General features: G+C 66.4%; 22 protein-coding genes. 15 read left to right on the top strand and 7 right to left on the bottom strand.

Annotated features, from left to right (window positions below):
* The first annotated feature begins 183 nt into the window (after positions 1-183).
* Genes ACQY46_RS17085 through ACQY46_RS17105 form a run of 5 tightly spaced genes read left to right on the top strand, consistent with a single transcriptional unit; the run spans position 184 to position 3,110 of the window.
* Positions 184-456 (top strand): phosphopantetheine-binding protein, encoded by a 273-nt coding sequence (locus ACQY46_RS17085; protein WP_428697205.1) that lies wholly within the window; start codon positions 184-186, stop codon positions 454-456.
* Positions 453-1,673, top strand: a complete 1,221-nt coding sequence (locus ACQY46_RS17090) for a beta-ketoacyl-[acyl-carrier-protein] synthase family protein (RefSeq protein WP_428697206.1) — start codon at positions 453-455, stop codon at positions 1,671-1,673. The genes ACQY46_RS17085 and ACQY46_RS17090 overlap by 4 nt, the downstream gene beginning before the upstream one ends.
* A gap of 33 nt (positions 1,674-1,706) precedes the next feature.
* Complete coding sequence (locus ACQY46_RS17095) at positions 1,707-2,120, top strand: hypothetical protein (RefSeq protein ID WP_428697207.1); 414 nt, start codon at positions 1,707-1,709, stop codon at positions 2,118-2,120.
* A complete protein-coding gene (locus ACQY46_RS17100; protein ID WP_428697208.1) occupies positions 2,117-2,530 on the top strand; it encodes a MaoC family dehydratase in 414 nt (137 codons plus the stop codon). Before ACQY46_RS17095 ends, ACQY46_RS17100 begins: the two co-directional genes overlap by 4 nt.
* A gap of 40 nt (positions 2,531-2,570) precedes the next feature.
* On the top strand, positions 2,571-3,110 hold the full coding sequence (locus ACQY46_RS17105) for a 2'-5' RNA ligase family protein (protein ID WP_428697209.1): 540 nt from the start codon (positions 2,571-2,573) through the stop codon (positions 3,108-3,110).
* A 20-nt stretch (positions 3,111-3,130) separates the two neighbouring features.
* On the opposite strand, the gene ACQY46_RS17110 is transcribed toward ACQY46_RS17105, so the two are convergent.
* From ACQY46_RS17110 to ACQY46_RS17130, 5 genes are all read right to left on the bottom strand, one after another.
* Positions 3,131-3,652, bottom strand: coding sequence for a DUF2478 domain-containing protein (locus tag ACQY46_RS17110; RefSeq protein WP_428697210.1), 522 nt, complete (start codon positions 3,650-3,652; stop codon positions 3,131-3,133).
* A 171-nt stretch (positions 3,653-3,823) separates the two neighbouring features.
* Positions 3,824-4,990 carry a mannonate dehydratase gene (gene uxuA, locus ACQY46_RS17115; RefSeq protein ID WP_428697211.1) on the bottom strand — a complete coding sequence of 389 codons (1,167 nt, stop codon included), beginning with the start codon at positions 4,988-4,990 and terminating at the stop codon, positions 3,824-3,826.
* A gap of 57 nt (positions 4,991-5,047) precedes the next feature.
* A complete protein-coding gene (locus tag ACQY46_RS17120; protein ID WP_428697212.1) occupies positions 5,048-5,797 on the bottom strand; it encodes an FCD domain-containing protein in 750 nt (249 codons plus the stop codon).
* Positions 5,794-7,611, bottom strand: coding sequence for a glycoside hydrolase family 2 protein (locus ACQY46_RS17125; protein ID WP_428697213.1), 1,818 nt, complete (start codon positions 7,609-7,611; stop codon positions 5,794-5,796). Before ACQY46_RS17125 ends, ACQY46_RS17120 begins: the two co-directional genes overlap by 4 nt.
* 90 nt (positions 7,612-7,701) lie before the next feature.
* Positions 7,702-8,682, bottom strand: coding sequence for a TRAP transporter substrate-binding protein (locus tag ACQY46_RS17130; RefSeq protein WP_428697214.1), 981 nt, complete (start codon positions 8,680-8,682; stop codon positions 7,702-7,704).
* Positions 8,683-9,002: 320 nt separating this feature from the next.
* Here ACQY46_RS17130 and ACQY46_RS17135 point away from each other — a divergent pair, with 320 nt between their 5' ends.
* From ACQY46_RS17135 to uxaC, 5 genes are read left to right on the top strand one after another with little or no spacing between them, the layout of a single operon-like run.
* The gene (locus ACQY46_RS17135) at positions 9,003-9,521 is read left to right on the top strand and encodes a TRAP transporter small permease (protein WP_428697215.1); all 519 of its coding nucleotides are present in this window, start codon (positions 9,003-9,005) and stop codon (positions 9,519-9,521) included.
* A 12-nt stretch (positions 9,522-9,533) separates the two neighbouring features.
* Complete coding sequence (locus tag ACQY46_RS17140; protein ID WP_428697216.1) at positions 9,534-10,835, top strand: TRAP transporter large permease; 1,302 nt, start codon at positions 9,534-9,536, stop codon at positions 10,833-10,835.
* A gap of 19 nt (positions 10,836-10,854) precedes the next feature.
* Positions 10,855-13,254, top strand: a complete 2,400-nt coding sequence (locus ACQY46_RS17145; RefSeq protein ID WP_428697217.1) for a TIM-barrel domain-containing protein — start codon at positions 10,855-10,857, stop codon at positions 13,252-13,254.
* A gap of 14 nt (positions 13,255-13,268) precedes the next feature.
* Positions 13,269-14,759, top strand: a complete 1,491-nt coding sequence (locus ACQY46_RS17150; RefSeq protein WP_428697218.1) for a mannitol dehydrogenase family protein — start codon at positions 13,269-13,271, stop codon at positions 14,757-14,759.
* Complete coding sequence (gene uxaC / locus ACQY46_RS17155) at positions 14,756-16,171, top strand: glucuronate isomerase (protein WP_428697219.1); 1,416 nt, start codon at positions 14,756-14,758, stop codon at positions 16,169-16,171. Before ACQY46_RS17150 ends, uxaC begins: the two co-directional genes overlap by 4 nt.
* A gap of 22 nt (positions 16,172-16,193) precedes the next feature.
* On the opposite strand, the gene ACQY46_RS17160 is transcribed toward uxaC, so the two are convergent.
* Entirely contained in the window at positions 16,194-16,550 is a 357-nt protein-coding gene (locus tag ACQY46_RS17160; protein WP_428697220.1) for an antibiotic biosynthesis monooxygenase family protein, read from the bottom strand.
* The gene (locus ACQY46_RS17165; protein ID WP_428697221.1) at positions 16,547-16,870 is read right to left on the bottom strand and encodes an NIPSNAP family protein; all 324 of its coding nucleotides are present in this window, start codon (positions 16,868-16,870) and stop codon (positions 16,547-16,549) included. Before ACQY46_RS17165 ends, ACQY46_RS17160 begins: the two co-directional genes overlap by 4 nt.
* Positions 16,871-16,947: 77 nt before the next feature.
* On the opposite strand from ACQY46_RS17165, the gene ACQY46_RS17170 reads away from it, so the two are divergent.
* The 5 genes from ACQY46_RS17170 to ACQY46_RS17190 all read left to right on the top strand — a co-directional run bounded on the left by ACQY46_RS17170 (position 16,948) and on the right by ACQY46_RS17190 (position 21,276).
* On the top strand, positions 16,948-17,637 hold the full coding sequence (locus ACQY46_RS17170) for an ArsR/SmtB family transcription factor (RefSeq protein WP_428697222.1): 690 nt from the start codon (positions 16,948-16,950) through the stop codon (positions 17,635-17,637).
* 197 nt (positions 17,638-17,834) lie between these two features.
* Positions 17,835-18,230: an SET domain-containing protein-lysine N-methyltransferase gene (locus ACQY46_RS17175; protein WP_428697223.1), complete on the top strand. Its 396-nt coding sequence runs from the start codon at positions 17,835-17,837 to the stop codon at positions 18,228-18,230.
* A 17-nt stretch (positions 18,231-18,247) separates the two neighbouring features.
* Positions 18,248-19,198 carry a HesA/MoeB/ThiF family protein gene (locus ACQY46_RS17180; protein ID WP_428697224.1) on the top strand — a complete coding sequence of 317 codons (951 nt, stop codon included), beginning with the start codon at positions 18,248-18,250 and terminating at the stop codon, positions 19,196-19,198.
* 47 nt (positions 19,199-19,245) lie between these two features.
* Positions 19,246-20,163 (top strand): aspartate/ornithine carbamoyltransferase family protein, encoded by a 918-nt coding sequence (locus tag ACQY46_RS17185; protein ID WP_428697225.1) that lies wholly within the window; start codon positions 19,246-19,248, stop codon positions 20,161-20,163.
* Between the two features lie 129 nt (positions 20,164-20,292).
* Positions 20,293-21,276, top strand: a complete 984-nt coding sequence (locus tag ACQY46_RS17190) for a glycine betaine ABC transporter substrate-binding protein (protein WP_428697226.1) — start codon at positions 20,293-20,295, stop codon at positions 21,274-21,276.
* The last annotated feature ends 5 nt before the right edge of the window (positions 21,277-21,281 follow it).

Genomic DNA, 21,281 nt, shown 5'->3' on the forward strand with positions numbered 1-21,281 from the left:
AACAGTGCTGTGCATAGTAGACGCACAATGCCGCCGCAAGGGCAGCGGGGTTATTCGACTGTCCATCGTCGGTCGCCACTGCCGATCACGGCCGTTTTTCGATAACTTCAAGCTGGAACAGAACCGGCTTAGCCCTTATGACAAGCGCAAAAGACGCGGAAATGACAGGGACAGAGACTCATCATGGAACAGATGGCCGAAGGGATTGATCCCGCAACCCTCGAGAGGCTTCTCGATCTGGTCGCCAAGGAAGGAATGGTCGAGCGTGAAAAACTCACGGCCGACGCGACCTTCGACGATCTCGGCATCCAGTCCGCCGACATGGTGGTCATCCTGATGGCGATCGAAGAGGAATTCGGCGTCTACATCCCCGTCGATGGCGACCTCGCTGAGGCCCGGACGGTTGGGGACTTCCTCAAGGTTCTCGCGGCCCGCATGAAGGAAGATGCCGCGTGACGAGCAAACACAGGCGCATCGTCGTCACGGGCATGGGCGCCATCACCGCCGCGGGCATGGGCGCCGACGCGCTGTGGACGGCAGCACGCGACGGCCGGACCGGCGTTTCGCATTTTCAACTCGACCGCTATCCGCGTCAGCGCATCACCAAGGCGGCGCATATCCCGGACTTCGATCCCCAGGCGCATCTGACGCCGCAGGAGATCAAGACGACCGACCGTTTCGCGCAGCTCGCGCTGGTCGCCGCCGAAGAAGCCCTGCGCCACGCCGGCATCGATACCTCCGAACCGCTCGGCTCCCGCGTCGGCGCGATCATCGGATCGGGCATCGGCGGCTCATGGACCACGGATGACGGGCACTACGGGTTCTATGTCACCGAGACCCGCCCCGACCTGATGAGCATCGCCAAGGTCATGCCGAACGCAGCCGCATCGCAGATCAGCATGCGCTACGGCATTCGCGGCCCCTCGCTCGCCGTTTCGAGCGCCTGCGCCTCCGGCACCCAGTCGGTCGGCTACGGGTTCCAGATGATCCGTTCCGGCATGATCGACGCGGCCCTTGTCGGCGGCAGCGAGGCCTTGCTGACACCGGCGACGTTCCGCGCCTGGGAGATCCTGCGCGTGATGGCGCCGGAAGCCTGCCGCCCCTTCTCCGGCAAGAGAAACGGCATGGTGCTCGGCGAAGGTGCGGCCGTGCTGATGATCGAGGAACTCGAGCATGCGCTGGCGCGCGGCGCGACGCCGCTGGCCGAGATCGCCGGCTACGGCACGACGAGCGATGCCGGCGACCTGCTGCGGCCAACGGTCGAGGGGCCCGCGTCGTCCATGGCCAATGCCCTTGCCGATGCCGGCCTGCGGCCCGAAGACATCGGCTATGTCAACGCCCACGGCACCGGCACGATCCTCAACGATATTTCCGAGACGGAAGCCGTTCGCAAGGTTTTCGGCGACTATGCCGAGAGCCTGCCGGTTTCGTCGACCAAGCCAATCCACGGCCACGCCCTCGGCGCCGCCGGCGCGATCGAGCTCATCATCACGGTGAACGCGCTGCGCGAAAAGATCGCCCCGCCAACGATCAACTGGCTGGAGCCGGATCCCAAATGCCTGCCTGATCCGGTGCCCAATACGGCCCGCCCCCATCAGATCGACGCCGCGCTGAGCAACTCCTTCGCCTTCGGCGGGATCAACGCGACACTCGCGATACGGACCGTCCGGTAACGGACGTATCGGCATTCAGGATTGGAGCGCGGTATGAGCGAGCCGGACTGGACCCTCATCGCGGAGGTGGAACTTGCCACGGCCCCCGACCGGATCGCCGCATTCGCGGCCGCGGTTGGCGGGACGGGCATGGAGGCCGGCGACCACGTCCCCGCGACCTTCGCCTTCACCGTGCTCTCCAGGCCGGAGGTCCTGGGCGCGCTTGAAAGCGTCGCCGCCGATCGTTCGGCCGTCCTCGTTCACCAGGCCCAGCAATTCCGCTACGAGCATGCGCTCGAGGTCGGGCGCCCTTACCAGGTGGCCGTGGACTGGCGGCGCAACCCCGACCGGGACGACCGGATCGTGGTGCGCGGACGCGTGCGTGACGCGGCCGGTCGCCACTGCCAGGAGTTTCTTGCGGATATCGTCCTGTTCCAGAACAGACGGACAGACGGAGCCGGATCATGAGCGAAGCCGCGTTTTCCGTCGGACACAAGTTTGCCGATACCGAGCCGGCGCTGCTCGACGCCGCCCGCGTCGCGGCCTATGCGGATGCCTCCGGCGATCGCAATCGCATTCATCTCGACGAGGATGCCGCCCGCGCCGCCGGCCTGCCAGGCACCATCGTGCATGGCATGCTGATGATGGGCCATTTCGAGCGGGCACTGAGAGGCTGGCTGCCCGGCACCGACATCCGCAGCCTGCAGATACGCTTTTTGAGGCCGCTCGCGGTCGGTGCGCGGATGACGATTGCCGGCCGGGTTGCCAAGCTGCTTCCCGGCGAGGTTCCGGAAATGATCATCCGGCTGACCGTGCAGGACGATGCCGGCCAGTCGGTCAGCGTCGGCGATGCGACGGTCGCCGTCGGGAACACCTGACGTCCGCCCACGGCAGGCCGGGCGCTTGCGGGAGAACGACATGCCGCTGGCCGTTACGCTGCGCCTCGACGATCCGGACGCGGCTTCCATCACCGCGATCTGGGAGATGCTGCTGGCCCGGGGCCTGGAGGCGACGCGGCGCAACTTCGCCTATGCGCCCCACCTGACCCTTGCCATTCTTCCTGACGCCCCTGACGAGGAAGACGCCATCGCGGAAACGCTGACCGGGTTCGCCGGCGGCTGCGCCCCGCTCGAGCTGACGCTGAGCGGCCCGGGCATCTTTCCCGGCCCCCCGGCGGTGGTCTATCTAGCGCCGGTTCCCCGACGCGATCTCCTCGATCTCCACAAGAACCTCGACGACGCGCTCACGGCCCGGCATCCGGAGCTGGCCCGCGCCGGGCACTACCTGCCTGGCGCCTTCGTGCCTCACGTGACGCTATGCGAAGCGGCGGAGGACCCTGCCGCGGCGATCCCGGCCTTGCTGGCCGGCAGCGCCTGGCCGCTCAGGCTACGAGCCTCCCGGCTGGAACTGGTGCGGTTTCACCCCGCGCGGGTGGTTGCGGGCTTTGCAATGGGGTGAGAGCGGATCCCGGCTGCAGCTCAGCCGACAACCTCCGCAGGCGATACCGCATCTGCAATCCACCCCGTGATCGCCTCGACCTGCGGTGGCAACGCGGTCGCCTCTCCCCCGCAGAACTCCAGGAACGCATCGCGGTTGAGGCCGTTGACGCCCACGATCACCGCCATGTCGGCGGCCAGCGCCTCGGCGATCAGGTCGCGGAACCCGCGCCCCTCGGCTTCCTGCTTGCCGAACTTGTTGACGATCAGCACCTCGGCGCCGCTGGCGAGCTGCCGGGCGGTCGCTCCGACAGCCATCTCCAGCCCGTGCGGATCGAGGCGACAGCCTCGCGCGTCCTTGCCCAGCGACTGGGAGATACGGAACATCGGCCCGGCCGGCAGGACCTTGACGTCCATGTCGCAGTGCCGCCCGCTGTCGCAATCCGAGTTGATCTGGACAACGCCGCAGGTGCGGATGCCCCGCCGGGCCAGGGCGTCCGCCACGCCCGCGAGCACGAGATCCATGTCGCCGCGCCCGGGCGACGTCGTATAGGCCAGATGCATGTCCGTTCCGTACCTGACAGGTTTGACAGACAGGTATTGCAGACCAGTGGCCATGCGGGCAAGCCCGCCTTTGCCCGCAGGTTCCGGGCAGGCCCTGCATCCCGGCGGCCGGCTGCCCTTGCCTCGCCCCCTTCGCCCGCTCAACCTTGCCGCCGTACTGGCGCTGCCTTCTCAGCCGGGCACGAGCGCGGCGACGGCCATTTCGACGCCCCGCAGTTCGGCAAGTCCCCGCAGGCGGCCGATGGCCGGATAGCCCGGCGTCGACACACGCCTCAGGTCGTCGAGGATCTGGTGGCCGTGATCGGGCCGCATCGGCAGCGATACGCCCCGGCGGCGCTCGATCTCCACCACCTTGCGCACCACGGCAACCATGTCGACGTCGCCGTCCAGATGCGCCGCCTCATGGAAGCTCTTGCCGTCGCCCTCGCGCTTCGTCGTGCGCAGATGCAGGAAATGCACCCGCGCGCCGAACCGCTCCAGCATGGCGACGAGATCGTTGTCGGCCCGCACGCCGTAGGAACCGGTGCAGAAGGTGAAACCGTGCGCCGGGCTGTCGGACATCGCCGCGATCGCCGCCATGTCGTCCTGGGTGGAGACGATGCGGGGCAGGCCGAATAGGGCCCGTGGCGGATCGTCGGGATGGATGGCAAGGACGATGCCTGCCTTTTCCGCCACCGGCACGACGATCTCCAGGAACGCCGCCAGCCGCTCGCGCAGACCGTCCGCATCCGTCCCCTGATAGGCTGCAAGCCGGGCGCGGAACGTGTCGAGCGAATAGCTCTCCTCCGCTCCCGGCAGTCCGGCGATGATCGTGTCGGTGAGGACCTTGGTCTCCTCGTCCGACATGCCGGCATGCAGGGCACGCGCCGCCTCGATCTCGGCGCCCGTATAGTCGGCCGCCGCGCCCGCGCGCGCGAGGACGAAAAGATCGAAGGCCGCGAAGCGTGCCTGGTCGAAACGCAGGCAGCGGGCGCCGTCGGGAAGCTCGTGCGCCAGTTCGGTCCGCGTCCAGTCGAGCACCGGCATGAAATTGTAACAGACGGTGCGGATGCCATTGGCAGCAAGGTTCACAAGCGAACCGCACCAGGCCTCTGCGTGCCGCTCCCAGCCCGGGGCACCTGTCTTGATGTCCTCGTGCACGGGAATGCTCTCGACAACCGACCAGTCAAGGCCGGCAGCCTCGATGGCGGCCTTGCGCGCGGCAATCGCCTCGACCGGCCACGCCGTGCCGTTGGGCACATCATGAAGCGCCGTCACGACACCCCGCGCACCCGCCTGGCGGATGTCGGAAAGGGTGACCGGGTCGGTCGGGCCGAACCAGCGCCAGGACTGTTGCATTTCGAAGGATCCCTCGGGGATTGGGTGGATACGGATACGTTCGTTCGTCGGATCGTTTCAGGTTCCCGCCGCCGTGGCCGGGCCGCTGTCGAAGAGGTAGCCGTCGAATTGCGGGTCATCGACATCGGACAGTTCAAGAAGCGTCAGCCGGACGTTTTCCAGATGCCGCCACATGGCCTGCCGGGCCGCGCCCGGGTCCCGGCACTGCAGTGCCGTGAGGATCGCCTGGTGATCCTCGAGCCACTTGCCCCGGTACCCCCGGTCGAAGATGCGCGTGTGCAGGCGCGCCCACATCGGGCTCTGTTCGCGCTTGCGCCAGAGCTCGTCGATCATGTCGACAAGCACGCTGTTCTGCGTCGCCTCGGCGATCAGGTGATGGAAAAGCTCATCGCCGGAATAGTCCCCGGAACCGGCCTCGATTGCCTTGCGCTCCAGATCGAGCGCCTCGCGCATGCGCAGGATGTCCGACTTCGTCACCATGGTCGCGGCAAACGCGGCGATGCTGCTTTCCAGCACCTGGCGCGCCTGCAGCAGCTCGAACGGCCCGATATCGCCGCGCGGCTCCTCGCTTTCACCGGACGGAAGCCGCTCGACATAGATGCCCGATCCCTTGCGGACGTCGACGAAGCCCTCGATCTCCAGCATGATCACCGCCTCGCGCACGAGCGAGCGGCTGACGGCCATCTCCTCGGAGATCTGGCGCTCCGTCTTGAGCCGGTCGCCGATGCGGTAATTGCCGGCGCGCAATTCCTGCTTGAGCGCCTCGGCCACTTCCTCGTAGCGCCGCTTGCCGCCGCCTTCGATCATGCGTCCCCCTCCCCGGCGGCCTCCGCCTCGCGGCGCTCGGCATAATAGGCCGCCAATACGCCGAAGGCCTCTTTCACGGTGGTCTTGTCGGCCGCGATCAGGCCTTTCTTGTTGTAACCACGCTGAAAGATATTTTGCCGGCGTTCAACCCGGAAGTCGTAAAGGATCCAGGGCGACATGCCTTTCACATAGGACAAGTCGCGCAAGGTGGCGATCTGCCGCCGGTAGACCTCGGTCATGTAGGCTTCGCTGAACAGGCCGCGCGCCGGTGCGCCCTCGCCGATCGCCCCGTCCGCGCCGGTTTCCGAGATCACCACCGGCTTGCCGGGGTCGGAGTTGCGGCCGATGGCGACGAGATCCTCGAAATTCTCCTCGTACCAGCCGTAATACTCGTTGATGCCGATCACATCGATATGCTCGGCCAGCCGGTCCTCGATGCGGTTGCGCGCGTGGTTGACGAGGCAGGCGGCCGACGTCAGCCGGGTCGGATCGAACTGTTTCGCCGTCTCGGCAAGGCCTTTCATGAAGGCAAGGCGCGCGTCGGTGTCCGGGTTCTCGTTGCCGACCGACCAGATGACGACGCTGGCCCGGTTGCGGTCGCGCTTGACGAGCTCGATCAGCTGGTTGCGGGCATCCCGGTAGGTCGCCGGATTGTCGAAGGCAACGGCCCAGTAAACCGGGATCTCCTCCCAGAGCAGGAAGCCGAGTTCATCGGCCAGCCGCGCCGCCATCTCGTGATGCGGATAATGCGCCAGCCGCAGGTAGTTGCAGTTCAGCGCCCTGGCATGCTCGAAGCGCCGGCGCAGATCCGCCTCGCTTGTCACCTTGCCCATGTCGCGGTCGTCCTCGTGCACCGAGATGCCGCGCAGGAACAGCGCCTTGCCGTTCAGCAGGATCTCGTCCCCGACCCGCTCCACCTGGCGGAAGCCGACCCGGTCCTCGACCCGGTCCCCGCCCGCCGTCAGGACGACGCCGTAAAGCTTCGGGGTCTCGGGCGACCAGAGTTCCGGCCGCGTCTCGACCGTCACGGTTCCGCGACCGTCCGCATCCAGCGCGATGGTCTCGCTGAGGCCGAGTTCCGGGATCTCGAGCACCGCCTCGGAGGCATCGCCGTCGACCTCGACTTCGGCCCGGATGCGGGAATACGCGCCGTCGGGCACCAGATGAACGAAGAGGTCGCGGATCACCGTTTCCGGGGTCTCGTAAAGCTCGACCTCGCGATAGACGCCGCCATAGTTGAACCAGTCGGTGTTGCGCATCGGCACACGGTCGAGCGTGCGGGTGTTGTTGACCATCAGCATCAGCCAGTTGCGGCCCGGTTGCAGATGATCGGTGAGCTCGCAGAAAAACGGCGTCGAGCCGCCATAGTGGTTGCCAAGGAACACGCCGTTGAGAAACACCTTGCAGTCGTACTGAGCCGCACCGACGCGCAGGAAGCGGCGTTTTCCGGCAAGCTCTCCGGCCATGTCGAGCGGCCGCGTGTACCAGGTGCTGCCCTCGAAGAAGTACCACTTCTCCTTCAGCATCTGCCAGCAGGAGGGGACCGGAACGGTCTCGCCCTCGTAAGGATCGTAATCCCAGGGTTCGGTCCGCTCCTCGGCCGGCATCGGCAGCATCGAGAACCATTTCTGCCTGAGGCCCGTGTCGAGCAGGTCGACACAGAAGTTCCAGTCGCCATCCAGACTGATGCCACGGCGCCCGCCGGTGAAGATCATCGTCTCGTGATTGAGCGACTGCGTGTTGAAGGGACGGTCGTAGTCCTCGTCATGCAGCGCCTGGAGCGCATTCTCGGCAAGGGCGGAACGTTCGAGCACGACGGAACTCCGGAAAAATCAGTTGGGCGAAAAACGAGAGCAAACCCGCGCCGCGCGCGAAGGCGCGGCGCGGGCAGTCCTTGGGAGGACTTATTCGGCAGCGGCCTTGATGCGCTTGATCAGGTCGGCGACACGCTCGGACTTGGCGGCGGCCTCCTCGTGCATCGGCAGCACCTTTTCCACGAACGGGCCCTTCTCGACCTCGACGAACTTGACGCCGAGTTCCTTCTTGGCGAGCTCGATGCCCTCGGCGACCTGCTCGTTCCAGTTCTTGCGGTGGAAGTCCATGGATTCGCGGGCGGCCTGCTTGACGGCCTTCTGCTGGTCCTCGGAGAGCGCATCCCAGGTCTGGGTCGAAATCATCACGACCGACGGGATCATGGTGTGCTCGTTGTTGGAATAGACCTTGGAGACCTCGCCGTGGCGGGCCGAGGTCAGCGCCAGCGGGTTGTTCTCGGCACCGTCGACAACGCCCTGCTGAAGCGCGCTGTAAAGCTCGCCCCAAGCGATCGGGGTCGGGCTGCCGCCCAGCAGTTCGACCATGCGGATGGCCGAGGGGCTCGGCTGCACGCGGATCTTCATGCCTTCAAGGTCGGCCGGCGTGCGGATCTCCTTGTTGGCGTAGAAGGAGCGCGCGCCCTCGACGTAATAGGCGACGCCGATGAAGCCCTTGTCGCGCGAGGAGGTCAGGATGTCGTCGCCGATCTCGCCGGACAGAACCTTGTAGTAGTGCTCCTCGTCGGCAAAGATGAAGGGCAGGTTGAGAGCCGAATAGGACTCCTCGAAGGCTTCCAGCTCGCTGGCGTTCGAGCGGGCCATGTCGAGCGTGCCGTTCTGCATCAGCTCCATGGACTCGCGCTGGTTGCCAAGCTGGGCATTGGCATAGACGCGGATCTTGACGTCGCCGTTGGTCAGTTCATTGACCCGCTCGGCCATGAACTCCATCGACTTGTGAAGCGGATGGTCTTCCGGATTGTTGTGATTGAGCTTCAGGGTCCGCGCCTCGGCGACCGAAGCGAAGGCGAAAAGGGCCGCGCCGGCGATGGCGGCGGCGCGATAGGACATGCGCATGTGAATTCCTCCCGGGTTTTCTTCATCCGGATCAGTACCCCCGATCCGGACGTCGCGGCGCATCGGCACTGCCAGCCTTTGCGCAAATTGGCCGACCAATCATGGCCAACACTGCCGCGAAGACTTCTTCAACGACGCGAACATGTCAACCAGTTTTGAAAATTGGTTGACCAATTTTTTTAAATGCGCAATGTCAGGACCTCAAGCGACGCGGCACAATGCGCGCGGGAAGAAACAGGTCCGGCACGATCCGGAACCGGGAGGACAAGGATGGTCGCAACACTCGAAGCGGCGACGGCTCCGGCAGGAGGTAGGTCGCCATGCACGCGCTGAAGACCCGCATCGACCGCGTTCTGGGGATGCTCATCGCCGCCGTTTTCGCGGTCCTCGTCGCCTGCGTCGTCTGGCAGGTGGTGTCCCGTTACGTGCTCGGCACCCCCAGCACCGTCACCGACGAGATGGCCCGGTTCCTGTTCATGTGGGTGGGTCTTGTCGGCGCCGCCTACACGCTCGGGCAACGCCGGCATCTGGCCATCGACGTCCTTCCGCTGATGCTCAGCGGCCGCAACGCGCAACTCCTTGCAGCACTCGTGATGCTGCTGATCGCCGGTTTCGCCGCCGTCGTCATGGTCTATGGCGGTCTCCAACTGGTCGACAAGACGCTCGCCACCGGCCAGCTCTCCCCGGCCCTGCGCATCCCCATGGGCTACGTCTACGGCGCCATCCCCTTCTCCGGCGCGATGATCGTCTTCTACTGCGGCTTCTTCCTGGTCGGCCTTGCCCGCGGGGAAACTCCAGACACCCCGGCCGGCGATACGCCCGGCGGCCCGCTCGACTGAGGATAGCGACCCATGGAACTGCAAAGCGCTCTCACCCTCTTCGGCGTATTCGGCCTGCTGATGGTCCTCGGTGTGCCCATCGCCTTCGCCATCGGCATCGCCTCGGTCGTGACCTTCACGCTGTTCATGACCTTCGACCAGTCGGTCTACATCACCGCCCAGCAGATGGCCTCCGGTCTCGACAGCTTCACCCTGCTGGCGATCCCCTTCTTCATCCTGGCCGGCAACATCATGAATCGCGGCGGCATCGCGCTGCGCCTGATCGAGTTCGCCAAGGTGCTCGGCGGCCGCCTGCCCGGCTCCCTCGCCCACTGCAACGTGCTGGCCAACATGATGTTCGGCTCGATCTCCGGTTCCGCCGTCGCCTCCGCCGCCGCCGTCGGCGGCGTCATGGCGCCCTTGCAGAAGAAGGAAGGCTACGACCCCGCCTATTCGGCCGCCGTCAACATCGCCTCCTGCCCGACCGGCCTGCTGATCCCGCCGTCCACCACCTTCATCGTCTATTCGCTGATCACCAACGGCACCTCGATTGCAGCCCTCTTCGTCGCCGGCTACGTGCCCGGCATCCTGATGGGCCTCGGCCTGATGCTGGTCGCCGGCATCATCGCCAAGAAGCGCGGCTACCCGGTCGCCCCGCGCCCGAGCCTGCGGGAAGTCCTCCACAAGACAGCCGATGCGGTGTTGCCGCTCGGTCTGATCGTCATCGTCATGGGTGGCATCATCGGCGGCGTCTTCACCGCGACGGAGGCCTCCGCTGCCGCCGTCGTCTACACCCTGTTGCTGGCGCTCGTCGTCTATCGGGAAATCGGCGTGAAGGACCTGCCCGGGATCATCCTGGAATCGGCCGTCACCACCTCCATCGTCCTGCTGATGATCGGCTGCTCGATCGCCATGTCCAAGGTGATGGCCTTCGCCGACATCCCCTACACGATCTCCGACATCCTGCTCGGGCTTTCGGAAAACCCGCTCGTGCTGCTGCTGGTGATCAACCTTGCGCTGCTGGTGGTCGGCACGTTCATGGACATGACCCCGGCGCTTTTGATCTTCACGCCGATCTTCCTGCCGGTGGTCAAGGATCTCGGCATGGACCCGGTCCATTTCGGCGTGATGATGACGTTCAACCTGTGCATCGGCATCTGCACGCCGCCGGTGGGTTCCGCCCTCTTCGTCGGCTGCTCCGTCGGCAATGTCTCGATCGGCAAGGTGCTCAAACCGCTGCTGCCCTTCTACGCGGTGCTGGCGGCGATGCTGCTGCTCGTCACCTTCGTGCCGGCGCTCAGCCTGACCCTGCCCCGCCTGCTCCTCGGCTACTGATCACCGGACACTCGCTCATATGAAACCGCTCAAGTCCTACCGTCTCGACACCCGATCGGAGACAGGTGTCGATCTCCTTGTCGACGGCCGGCATCTGCTGGCGATCCATGTCCTCGACGAGACGCTGTTCCGTGTCGTGCTGCGCAAGGACGGCGCCTTCCGGCTCGCCCGCACCTGGACCGTTGCGCCCGAACTCGCATCGGGTGGCGACGATGTTCCCTGGGAAGGCCGCGACCGGATGGATCTTTCCGGTTTCCCCTGCCCCGCCTTCACGCTGGAGGAGACCGCCACCGGCCTGAGTATCGCCACCGACAGCCTGCGCCTGGAAATCGCCGAGCCGCTCGCCTTCACCTGGAGCGCCCGGCAGGGTGACGGGAGCTTTGCGGTCTTCGCGGAGGAACGTCCCACCGGCGCCTACATGCTGGGCCTGCGCGACCACGCGCATGGCCATTTCCTGCTGAGGCAACCGGGCGAGCGGGTCTATGGCCTCGGCGAGAAGGCCGGCGACCTGGAGCGCTCCGGCAGGCGCTACGAGATGCGCAATCTCGACGCCATGGGCTATGACGCAAGCTCGACCGACCCGCTCTACAAGCACATCCCCTTCACGCTCACCCGCACGCCCAAGGCCGGCGCCTTCGGCCTCTTCTACGACAATCTTGCGGGCTGCTGGTTCGATCTCGGTAACGAGCTCGACAACTATCACAAGCCCTACCGGGCCTATCGCGCCGCCGACGGCGATCTCGACTACTACATGAGCTGGGCGCCGACGGTGCTGGACGTGGTCAAGGGGCATGTTCGCCTGACCGGCGGCACCGCCTTTCCCCCGCTCTGGAGCCTTGGCTATTCAGGCTCGACCATGCACTACACGGATGCGGAGAACGCGCAGGAGCAGCTTGAGGGCTTCGTCCGTCTCGTCGACGAGCACGACATTCCCTGCGACAGCTTCCAGCTCTCCTCCGGCTATTCCTCGATCGGGCCGAAGCGCTACGTCTTCACCTGGAACCACCACAAGGTGCCGGACCCGAAGGCGATGGCCGCGACCTTCGCCCGGGCCGGCCTGCATCTTGCCGCCAACATCAAGCCCTGCCTCCTGCAGGACCACCCCATGTATGACGAGGTCGCGGCGCGCGGCCTCTTCATCCGCGACAGCGAGAGCGATGCGCCGGAGCGCTCCTCCTTCTGGGACGACGAGGGCTCGCATCTCGACTTCACCAATCCCGAGACCGTCGCCTGGTGGCAGGCGAACGTCACGGAAAAGCTGCTCGAGAACGGCATCGGCTCGACCTGGAACGACAACAACGAGTTCGAGGTCTGGGACGCGGGCGCGCGCTGCAACGGCTTCGGCGAGGAGATCGAGGTCGGTCTCGTCCGCCCCCTGATGCCGCTGCTGATGAACCGCGCCAGCCGCGAGGCGCAGGTGGCGCATGCGCCGGACCTTCGCCCCTATCTGATCTCGCGCTCCGGCGCGCCGGGCCTGCAGCGCTACGCCCAGACCTGGTCCGGCGACAACCGCACCGAATGGAAGACACTGCGCTACAACATCCGCATGGGTCTCGGCATGTCGCTGTCGGGCCTCTACAATATCGGCCACGATGTCGGCGGTTTCGCCGGACCGAAGCCGGACCCGGAACTGTTCGTGCGCTGGGTGCAGAACGGCATCTTCCACCCGCGCTTCACCATCCATTCCTGGAACGACGACGGCACGGTCAACGAACCCTGGATGTACCCGGAGGTGACGCCGCTCGTCCGCGACGCGATCCGGTTGCGCTACCGCCTGTTGCCCTATCTCTACACGGCGTTGCATGAGGCCGTGACCCGCCACGAGCCGATGCTGCGGCCGACCTTCCTCGACCACGAGCACGATGCGCGCTGCTTCGGGGAACCGGACGACTTCATGATCGGCCGCGACCTGCTCGTCGCCAATGTCATCGATCCGGGCCAGAGCGAGCGGCGCGTCTACCTGCCCGCCAACGGCAGCGGCTGGTGGGACTTCTGGACCGGAACCTGGCATGCGGGAGGACAGGAAATCACCGTGCCCGTCACGCTCGCCTCCATGCCGCTCTTCGTACGGGCCGGCGCCGTGCTCCCCCTCGCCGAAGGGCTCACCCGCGCCGATGCCGCGCGCGACACGAAGCGGGTGCTGGCGCTTTTCCCCGCGCCCGGCGACATCACCGCGACCAGCACCGAATATGCCGATGACGGCCTCTCCGCCGACGCGCTTGCCACAAACCACGCGATCACCGGGATGACGCTCGCCTGCCAGGCCGACACGCTCCGCCTGACACTGCGCCGCAAGGGCGCCTATCGGCCGGCCCATGCCAGCGCCCGCATCGAGCTGCCGGCCGGCGAGACCCGCCGTCTCAGCGTCAATGGCGCGGAGATTTCCTCCGGCGACAGCGTTGTCATCCCGGATGAATGATCAAGGATAGTTCCATGCAAAAGCTGGAGAAAACGGGCGGCGACACCGACCGCACCCTCCCCACCTACGAGCGTGCGGCATTGCGGGAGCGCATCCTGCATATCGGCTTCGGCGCCTTCGCCCGCGCTTTCCTGACGACGATCCTCGACGAGACGCTGGATGCTAACGGCGAACCGGAGAACCGCGACTGGGGCATGGTCGCCGTGCGCCTCAACTCCGGTGTCGAGGATCTCGACGCGCTGGAGCGCGAGGACTGCCGGCACTGGGTGCTTGCCGCCGACGACGAACGCACGGACGTTCGCCGGATCGATGCCGTCGTCGCCACCTGCCATCCGCTCCGCGACGGCCTTGCAGCCCTGCTCGGCCGCTTCGCCCGGCCGGAGCTTGCCATCGTCTCGCTGACCATCACCGAGAAGGGCTATTGCACGCGTGACGGCCGTCTCGATCCGGAGAATGCCGGCATCCTTCGCGATCTCGCAACGCCGCTTGCACCCGCCACCGCCATCGGCGTCATCGTCGAGGGCCTGCGCCTGCGCCGCGCCGCCGGGCTTGCCGGACTGACCGTCCTTTCCTGCGACAACCTGCCGGAAAACGGCCATGTCTGCCGGGCCGCCGTGCTCGATTTCGCCCGCGCCCGCGACGAAGGCCTTGCCTCCTGGATCGAGGCCAATGTCTCCTTCCCCTGCACCATGGTCGACCGGATCGTGCCGGCGCTTGATACGGACGGGCGCGACATGCTGGCGCGCGCCGGCATCGCCGCCGATGCAGGTATCGTCTGCGAACCCTTCCGGCAATGGGTGGTGGAGGACGATTTCGCCGCCGGGCGGCCGGATTTCTCCATTGCCGGGGCGCGGTTCGTCGATGATGTGCGCCCCTTCGAGGAGATGAAGCTGCGCATGCTCAACGGCAGCCACACGTTCCTGGCCTGCCTTGGCCAGATCGCCGGCCACGCGACCATTGCCGAATGCATGGACGACCCGCTGTTTCGCGCCGCCGCGCGCGGCCTGATGCTGGAAGAACAGGCCCCGACGCTCTCCCTGCCGGACGGACACGACCTTGCCGCCTATGCCGAGGCGCTGCTTGCCCGCTTCTCCAATTCCCGGCTGAAACACCGCACCGCCCAGATCGCGACGGATACCAGCCAGAAGCTGCCCCAGCGCCTGCTGGCGCCGATCCGCCGGCACCTTGCCGCCGGCACGCCCTGGCCGCGCCTGGCGCTCGGGGTCGCCGGCTGGCTCGCCTTCTGCCGCGGCAAGGACGAGGCAGGCGTTGCCCTCGCCCTCAACGACCCGCTGTCCGGACGCATCGCGGAGATTGTCGCCGGCAATGACGACGGCCCAGGCTATGTGCGCGCCATCCTCGCCCTCGATGCGGTTGTCCCGGCCGATCTTGCCGCGAACGCGGACTTTGTTTCGCTGGTGGAGGCCGCCTATCTGGAACTGCGCCGCGAGGGCGTGCGCGCCACCCTTGCCCGCCTTGCCGACGCCCCCCGGAGCCCCGCATGACCAAGCCCTTCCTCGGCGACGACTTTCTGCTCGAAACCGACCACGCCGCCCGTCTCTTCCACCAGATCGCCGCCCCGCTGCCCATTGTCGACTATCACAACCATCTGCCGCCGGCGGAGATCGCTGCCGACAAGCGCTGGGACACGCTCGGGCGCATCTGGCTGGAGGGCGATCACTACAAGTGGCGCGCGATGCGCTGGGCCGGCATCGACGAGCGGCTTGTCACCGGCGAGGCGGATTTCCGCGAGAAATACCAGGCCTTCGCCGCCGCGATGCCGCGTTTCGTCGGCAACCCGCTCTATCACTGGTCGCATCTGGAGCTTTCCCGCTATTTCGGCCTCAAGGGCGTCGTGCTCAATGCGGGCAGCGCCGGCGAGGTCTGGGACGAGGCCAACCGGCAGCTCGCCGGCCCGGAACATTCGGCGCGCGGCCTCTTGCAGGGCATGAAAGTCGAGCTGGTCGGAACGACCGATGATCCGTGCGACACGCTCGAACACCACATGGCCCTGAAGGACGACGCGGCGCTCGGCTTCCGCATGGTGCCGAGCTTCCGTCCGGACAAGGCCTTCAAGATCGAGCTCGACGGCTTTGCCGACTATCTCACCCGGCTTTCCGAGACCTGCGGTCAGCCGATTGCCACCTTCGAAGACCTGATGGGCGCGCTTGTCGCCCGACTCGATCACTTCGTCGCCGCCGGCTGCCGCGCCGCCGACCACGGCATCGAGGTCCTTCGCCACGGCCGCGAATGCGGCGCGGCCCGGCTCGACGCCATCCTGTCGAAGCGGCTTTCGGGTGCCACGCCGGACGAGGACGAAGTCGCCGATTTCCAGACCGCCGTGCTCGTCGCCCTCGGCCGCGCCTACGCGGCCCGCGACCTCGTCATGCAGTTCCATATCGGCGCGATCCGCAATGCCCGCGGCGCGCTCCTCTCCCGCCTCGGCGCCGATGTCGGCGGCGATTCCATCGCCGACCTGCCGCTTGCCGGGCCGCTCAACGCGTTGCTCGACCGGCTCGACCGCACCGGCGAACTGCCGCGCACCATCCTCTATTGCCTCGACCCGACGAAGAACGAGGTGATCGTCACCACCGCCGGCAACTTCCAGGACGGCACTGTACCGGGCAAGGTGCAGGCCGGCTCCGGCTGGTGGTTCAACGACCAGCTCGACGGCATGGAGCGGCAGATGACGCAGCTCGCCCAGATGGGCCTCCTCTCCACCTTCGTCGGCATGCTCACCGACAGCCGCTCCTTCCTCTCCTTCCCGCGCCACGAATATTTCCGCCGCCTCTTGTGCAACATGGTCGGCGGCTGGATCGAGAGCGGGCTGATGCCGCCGGACACGGAGCTTGCCGACCGGCTCGTCCGCGACATCTGCTACGGCAACGCCAGACGCTGGTTCCTCGATCCGGCCTGAGCCGGGACCTCGTCGCGGCGGCTCAGCCGCCGTCGTCGTGGACAGCCCGGCTGTCGGTGGGCGCCTGCGCCCGCTCGAACATGCCGTAGTCGCGCGATACGTCCGCGATGCGTAGCCGGTAGTCGCTAAACACCCCGCCGCGCCCGTGTCCCTGCGCCGAGCGGTGGCTCTCAAGGTTGCGCCAGGTCCGCACTGCCGCCTCGTCGCGGAAGAAGGAGAGCGACAACACCTTGTCCGGATCGGAGAGGCTCTGGAAGCGCTCCACCGAGATGAACCCGTCGATCTTCTCCAGCACCGGCCGCAGGCTTGCGGCGATCTCCATGTAGCGCTCCCGTCCGCCGCCCTTCGCCGGCACGACCTCGAAGATCACCGCGATCACGAGCCTTCTCCATGCGGCGCCGAGACGAGCTTCACGAAGGTCCGATCCTCGCGCAGCAGGAACCGCTCGGCCTGCGCGAACTCGTAGTTCTCGCGGCCGAGCGGATCGGCGGCAAGCCGCGCCCTGTAGGCCTCGTAATCGGCAAGGCTGGCGATGTTGTAGATCCCGTAGGCGAGCGTGCTCGACCCCTCGTGCGGGGCGAAATAGCCGACAAGGTCGGCGCCGCAGCGCGGGATCGCCGTCCCCCAGTTGCGGGCATATTGCGCGAACTGCGCCTTCTTCGTCGGGTCGATGTGATAACGGATGACGCAGGTCAGCATGTCGGGCTCCTTGTCGGTTGAACACGGCGCCACGCTAGCCGATTGCCGAACACTCATGGTTCGACTATGATCGAACCATGAAGGAAGGTCCGGATATCGCCCAGATTGCCGCTCTGATCGGCGACCCCGCCCGCGCCAACATGCTGTCGGCGCTGATGGGCGGGCGGGCGCTGACCGCCAGCGAGCTGGCGGCCGAGGCGGGCGTCACCCTGCCCACCGCCAGTTCCCATCTGGCGAAACTTTGCGATGGCGGTCTGGCGACGCCCCGCAAGCAGGGCCGGCACAAGTATTTCAGCCTCGCCAGCGACGACGTCGCCCGGGTGCTGGAAGGGCTGATGGGACTGGCCGCCGGCCATGGCCACCTGCGCAACCGGCCAGGTCCCCGCGACCCGGCGCTGCGCAAGGCCAGGGTCTGCTACAATCATCTGGCAGGCGATCTCGGCACGCGCATGTTCGACAGCCTCTTGGCACGCGGTCTCATCGAGCGCGATGCGGACGACCTCGCCCTCACCCCGTCGGGACGCATATTCGCCGGGGATTTCGGCATAGACCTCCCCGCGCTCGACGCCGGCAAATCCCGGCTTTGCCGCGAATGCCTCGACTGGAGCGAGCGCCGCTCGCATCTCGCCGGCAGCCTTGGCCGTGCCATCCTCGGGCGGATCGAGGACCTTGGCTGGGCCCGCCGCGACCGGCAGACCCGGATCGTCTCCTTCACGCCGGACGGCGAGACACGGTTCCTGGAACGCTTCTGCCGCGGCCAGGCCTGAGCGCCGAAAACCGGCGCGCATCAATCGAAATCACACGCACAGGTAGGCACAAAATGAACCGTGCGGATCATATCCGCACGTGTTCATGCACAATAGTCTCTCCTTGAACAGCGGGACATCACCCCTTCAAGGAAGAAATCATGTCGTCCTTCAAAGACGTTTCAGCACTCCAGGAAGAACAAACTTCGATTTCAGAAATGAAAATCGAGGTTCGGGCTGCAGGTCGCAAGGGGCGCGGCGTCTATGCACTCAAGGATCTCGCCGCCGGCGATCTTCTGGAGCGGGCGCCGGGGATCTTCTTCGACGCACCAAGAAGCGCCGAACTCAAGCCGACGGCCGTCTTCGACCATCTGCTCGCCAATCCCGCCGACTACGCTCCCGGCAATCCGGGCAACACCTACGCGCTGATCAATGGCGGCATGTCCTACTGCAACCATGCGGCGGACAACAACGCCGTCATCCAGTGGAGCTTCGAGGCCGACGGCCTGTGGCTGCAGCTGCGCGTCCTGAAGCCGGTCGCGGCCGGCGCCGAAGTGACCATCCGCTACACCAATCTCGAGGAATACCCCGACGGGGACGGTTTCGACACCTGAGCGAAAGGACAGTTCACATGCTCAAGAAAGCACGCAAGATCAAACTGGACGGCATCTATGACGAGACCTTCTACAACGAGCGGGTATCGCGCTCGCTGTGTTTCCTCGGCATCGACGAGGAGCAGCGCCGGCTCTCGCAGGAAAAGCTGGCCAACGCCACGGTCGGCGTCGCCGGATGCGGCGGCATCGGCTCCTACCTGGCGGTGCAGCTTGCCCGGATGGGCGTGCGCCACCTGAAGCTCGCCGATCCCGATCACTTCGACGCTTCCAACATCAACCGCCAGCTCGGCTCGGGCAAGAACACGGTCGGCCGCAACAAGGCGATGGTCGTCGGCGAGATGGTGCACGAGATGACGCCCGACGTGACCGTCGAGATCTATCCTGACGGCATTCAGCGCCATACCGCCGAGGATTTCGTCGAGGGCTGTGACCTGCTGCTCGACATGACGGATTTCTACCTGATCTCCGAACGCTACGCGCTGCACAGGGCCTACCGGGCCAGCCCCACGGCGATCACCATGCTGTGCGCCTGCGTCTGGGGCTGGGCCTCGACCGTTTACAAGTTCGACAAGGACGGCGTCACCTACGAGGACCTGCTCGGCATTCCCGAGGACAAGACGCTCGACCGCGACGACGTCGAGCGCCTGATCAAGATGCAGGCCAACTACTTCCCCCGCTTCCCCGGGCGCGACACCGTCTACGAATGGATGGAGGATATCGGCAACATCCCGATCCTCGGCGCGGTTCCCCCGATCGCCTGCGGCTATGTCGCCGCCCGCTCCGTCCTTGCCCTGTGCGACCTGGAGAAGGCGCCCTATTGCGAGCCGCTGCCGCCGATCCCCGCCTACTACCTGGTCGACACCGCCACCTTCGACGCCGGCTTCTACGCCTTCGATGGCGACTGGGCCAATGACGGGGTTCACGAGAAGCATTTCGCCCCGGGTTTCGACTGGCGCGCCGCCAGCTGATCCCGCCCCCCGCCGCCTGTCCCACCAGCCCATACCGGGAGCTCGCCATGTCTGGTCAATCGACCACACGCCACTTGCTGTCCATCGACGATCTTGACGGCGACACCATCCGGGCGATCCTCGCCCGGTCCCGGGAGCTGGCGGCGGGGGCGCAGAGCCGCGCCCGGGGCGCCATCGCCGCGCTGCTGTTCTTCTCTCCCTCGACCCGGACCCAGTACGGGTTCCAGTCGAGCGTGCTGCGGGCCGGCGGCGGGGTGATCAGCGTCGACCTGGAAAACTCGCGGGCCGGATCGAACTGGGGCGAGAGCCTTGCCGACACGGCCCGCGTCCTCTCCGGCTTCGCCGACCTGGCGGTGATCCGCCATTCCGAGGCGGACGGGGTCTACGACTTCGCCGAAGCCAGCACGATCCCGGTGATCAATGCCGGCAACGGCATGGGACTGCGCGCCGAGCACCCGACCCAGGCCCTGATCGACCTCTTCACCATCGAAAAGGCCTTCGGGCGGATCGACGGGCTGAAGATCCTGATCATCGGCGGCACGCATCTGCGCGCCTTCCGCTCCCAGATCCGCGCGCTGGCGCATTTCCCGCAGGTCGAGCTCTTCGTCCTGTGCCCGGACAAGTTCTGGATGGAGTTCGCGGACGCGGAACACTACCGCCGCGCCGGCATCCGCTTCACCCGCATCGGTCATCTCGACGAGGTGAAGCGCAATGTCGACGTGATCTATCACAACGGCATCACCGAACGTCGCGGCGAGCCCGTCGACAGCTTCTACGCCCTCGACCGGGCGAGGCTCGCCGAGATGCGCGCCGACGCGATCGTCATGCACTCCCTGCCCCGCGTCGAGGATCTCGCCCACGACGTCGACGGCATGCCCCAGGCCCGTTACTTCGAGCAGGCCCATAACGGCGTTCCGGTGCGCGCCGCGATCATCGAGCACCTTCTGGCGGCGCAGCGCGAATAGCCCCGCCGCCCGGCCACCGGCCTTTGCACGAAAACACCGACTGACCCTTGCCCGCGCGAGCCGATCCCGCGCGCGCATCAGGACACTTGCGCCCGAAATCCGGCATCCAAAACCCGAGAGGAACCTTCCATGTCCCGCATCTCCCGCCGCCTCGCACTGCTCGGCACCGTCGTCGCGCTGCTGCCCTCCGCGCTTCCCGCCACCGCCGCCGACAAGATCACGGTCACCGGCCTCAACTGGGACGCCGCCAAGGTCATCTCCCAGGTCCTGACGCAGGTGATGAAGAACGAACTCGGCGCCCCGACCGCGATCCTCGAGGCGGACACCAAGACCTCGCTGATCTCGATGGATGCGGGCGACGGCAAGCTCGACGTCTTCCCCGACATCTGGATGCCGAACCAGCAGAAGGCCTGGGAGACCTACATCGATACCCGCAAGACCATCGGCCACAATGCCGGCTACGACGCCGTCCAGGGGTTCTTCCTGCCGACCGGAACGGCGCAGGCGCTCGGCATCTCCACCATCGAGGACCTGAAATCGCCCGAGATCGCGCGCCGGTTCGACACGGACGGCGACGGGCTCGGCGAATACTGGGCCGGCGAGGAAAGCTGGGGCGCGACCCGGCTCAACCGGATCAAGATGAAGTCCTACGGCCTCGACGACCTGTGGGAGCCCTGGATCGCCAGCAACGAGGATTTCAAGGCAGCGCTCAAATCCGCCACGCAGGAGGGACGCCCCGTCATCTTCTACCACTGGACGCCGGAATGGGTGTTCTCGGTCCACGACCTCACCCAGGTCGCAGAGCCCGCCTATTACAAGGGCTGCGACACGGTCTTCACCCCGTCCGAGCGCGACGACTGGCTCGAGGCCTCCTCCTTCCCCTGCGCCTTCGAGACCAGCCGCGTCTACGTCTTCCACTCCCGCTCGCTGGAAACCCGCTTCCCGAAGGCGGCCGAATTCCTGACCCGCGTCTCCTTCGATCCCGCCGTGATCAACGGCTGGGTCACCGAGACCGGCGTCGAGGGCAAGGAGCCCGCCGAGGTCGCCAGGGACTGGCTTGCGGCAAACCCGGCAACCGTCGACGGCTGGCTCGGCCGTGCGCCGGCGCAGTGAGGCGG

The sequence above is a fragment of the Stappia sp. genome, from assembly GCF_965276915.1.
GTDB lineage: Bacteria > Pseudomonadota > Alphaproteobacteria > Rhizobiales > Stappiaceae > Stappia.